Annotated in this window: 2 protein-coding genes; both read right to left on the bottom strand. The window is 49.3% G+C overall.

Going from position 1 to position 2,309, the window contains the following annotated elements; translation table 11 throughout:
* Nucleotides 1–9: 9 nt before the first annotated feature.
* Nucleotides 10–726 carry an IS21-like element helper ATPase IstB gene (gene istB / locus EVJ26_RS14120; RefSeq protein WP_131459130.1) on the bottom strand — a complete coding sequence of 239 codons (717 nt, stop codon included), beginning with the start codon at nucleotides 724–726 and terminating at the stop codon, nucleotides 10–12.
* Nucleotides 723–2,159 carry an IS21 family transposase gene (istA, locus tag EVJ26_RS14115; protein ID WP_131470778.1) on the bottom strand — a complete coding sequence of 479 codons (1,437 nt, stop codon included), beginning with the start codon at nucleotides 2,157–2,159 and terminating at the stop codon, nucleotides 723–725. The genes istB and istA overlap by 4 nt, the downstream gene beginning before the upstream one ends.
* Nucleotides 2,160–2,309 lie beyond the last annotated feature (150 nt).

Genomic DNA, 2,309 nt, shown 5'->3' with positions numbered 1-2,309 from the left:
AGCTGGGTCTTAGTGTTTCGACAACGCATGCGTGACACGATAACTGTCACCTGTGAAGTTTAGTATGTGAGCGTGATGGATGACGCGATCGACGAGTGCCGCTGTTAGGCGCGCGTCGCCAAAGATGCGATTCCACTGGCTGAACTCAAGGTTGGATGTGATGATCAGGCTCTTTCGCTCGTACCAGTCGGTGATGAGATGGAACAGGAGTTCCGCAGATTCTTTTGTGAGAGGGATGTATCCCATCTCGTCTAAAATGATAAGGTCTGCCGATTCGAGACGTGAATGGAAGCTGCTCAGTTTCCCATCCCGCCAGGCCTTGTTGAGTTGCTCTACGAGCTCGGAGACCCGGAAGAACCTCACCTCATAACCTTTGTGACAAGCTTCTCTCCCGAGTCCGATGGCCAAATGGGTCTTTCCTGTTCCCGGGGACCCTGTCAGAACGACGTTCTGTGAATGCTCGACGAAATTCAGTGAGGTCAGTTCGTCCTTATCCAAATGCTTCGGGAAGTAGATGTGATTGCCCCAGTGATAGTCGTCGAGTGACTTGTTGTTGATGAATTTCGCCTTTTTGATAAATCGTTGCGCCTTCGCTTCTTCGCGGAGGCGCATTTCCATGGAGAAAAGTTCCATAAGAAATTTTTCAGGGGATTCCGTTGGAATCGATTCATAGATTTCGGCGACGTAGGCAAGGCGGAGCGACTTGCACATTTCTTTCAAGCTCATGCAGTGCCACCTTCTTCCCACGGCCGATTCAGGCTATCGTACTTGCTCCAGTCCACATCATAAGGATGGCCCTCGACCACAGCTGGATCGTCGTCCTCGCTCAGTAGCTCGTATAGGCGTTCATTGATCTCGAGGATCGGATACAGTGCGAGCTTGGCTCGGATCCAGGCCAGTCTTTCCTGCCGAACGAGTAAGTTCGGCACGCCCAGGTACTCTTTGATTCTACCCGGCAGATATTCGGAATAACGGGAGTGACCGAAGCTTCTTGGCTTCTTGTGCCAAGTGCTGATGATGTTTTCCCACGGAAGCGCACGTTTTGTCATCATGTAGGGCCGTTTTTCTTCGTAGAGGATTTCTCCGTAAAGTGAGAGAATCTTCATTGAATCCCACCTTAAGATGGCGCGTACTTGCCCATGACGAGCCCCTGAAGGGACCAAGACTTTCGTCTTATCAATCGTTATTTCGCCGTACTTGTTCACCTTGAACAGTTCTTCTTTGAAGACAGGGAAGTCTTCTTGCGGCAATCGCAATAGATGTCTCTGCTCTTCTTCGAACAACTCACGGATCAGCACATGCTTTTCGTAATGCACTCTCTCCATGTCGTCCCGTAGGGAAACTGCGAGCTGTCGGTTCATCGAATCGTAATCATGCATGACAGGAGCCGGGACAAGAAAATTGTATCGAACGTATCCCACCTTGTTCTCGACACTTCCTTTCTCGTTCCCACTGTAAGGATTACAGCTTTGGACTTGGAAGCCATAATGAGCCATGAACTGCAGGAAAGCATCTGTATAGATCGCCTCTTCTTTCGTCGTTCGCGGTTGGATGACTGCGGCGGGGAGATTATCGATTCTGAGCTGTTGCGGCACACCACCGATTTCTTCAAAAAGCATTTTGAGTCCCGTCAGGAAGCACTCTTGGTTTTCTGCGGGGAGGGCGACGGCTGCAGTGCGGTTGCTGAAGGGCAGACTCATGACGAGGCACTTCACATCGACCGCATGACTATCTTTGACGACTTCCATCGTCCCGAAATCCACCTGCGCCTCACCCGGAGGGTGCTGCAATCGTTCGTGCCTTGTGTCGTTTTCCTCCTCGCTCGTCATATGCCAGCTCTTGATGAAATTGCAGACCGTTCGGTAAGAACCCTCGAATCCGTTCGCCACCAGCGTTTCATAAATCTTTTTATTCGTTCGTCTTAACTTTTTCTGAAGCATCTGATCCTCGGTCAACCAATCCTCGACCATCTCGCCCCATTTTGTTCCGTACATCATGCCCCTCTTGGGGCGAATGGTTTCACTCGGCAATTGAGCTGAATCCGCGTATTTTTTTACTGTCCTCCAATTGAGGTCTAGATTTTTAGCGATTCGATTGATTGAATGTGATTTGTGGTTTCTGAGAAATTTGATACAATTGATATCGGACATTGCTAGCATTCCTTCCATCTCCTAACGTTCTTGTGTCGCAACTTAAACGTTAGGGTGAGATTGTGGTTGCTGGCAAGTCCTTTTTCTTTTCTAAAATAGGAGTGCAGAGTTGTGTACGTTTCCGTTGCACACTTCTGCACTCCTATTTTGCACTACACA

Origin of the sequence: Exiguobacterium sp. SH3S1 (genome assembly GCF_004337105.1) — a bacterium.
GTDB classification, from domain to species: Bacteria; Bacillota; Bacilli; order Exiguobacteriales; family Exiguobacteriaceae; genus Exiguobacterium; species Exiguobacterium aurantiacum_A.
The sequence above is the reverse complement of the archived record's forward strand: the minus strand, read 5'-3'. Positions and strand labels throughout refer to the sequence as shown.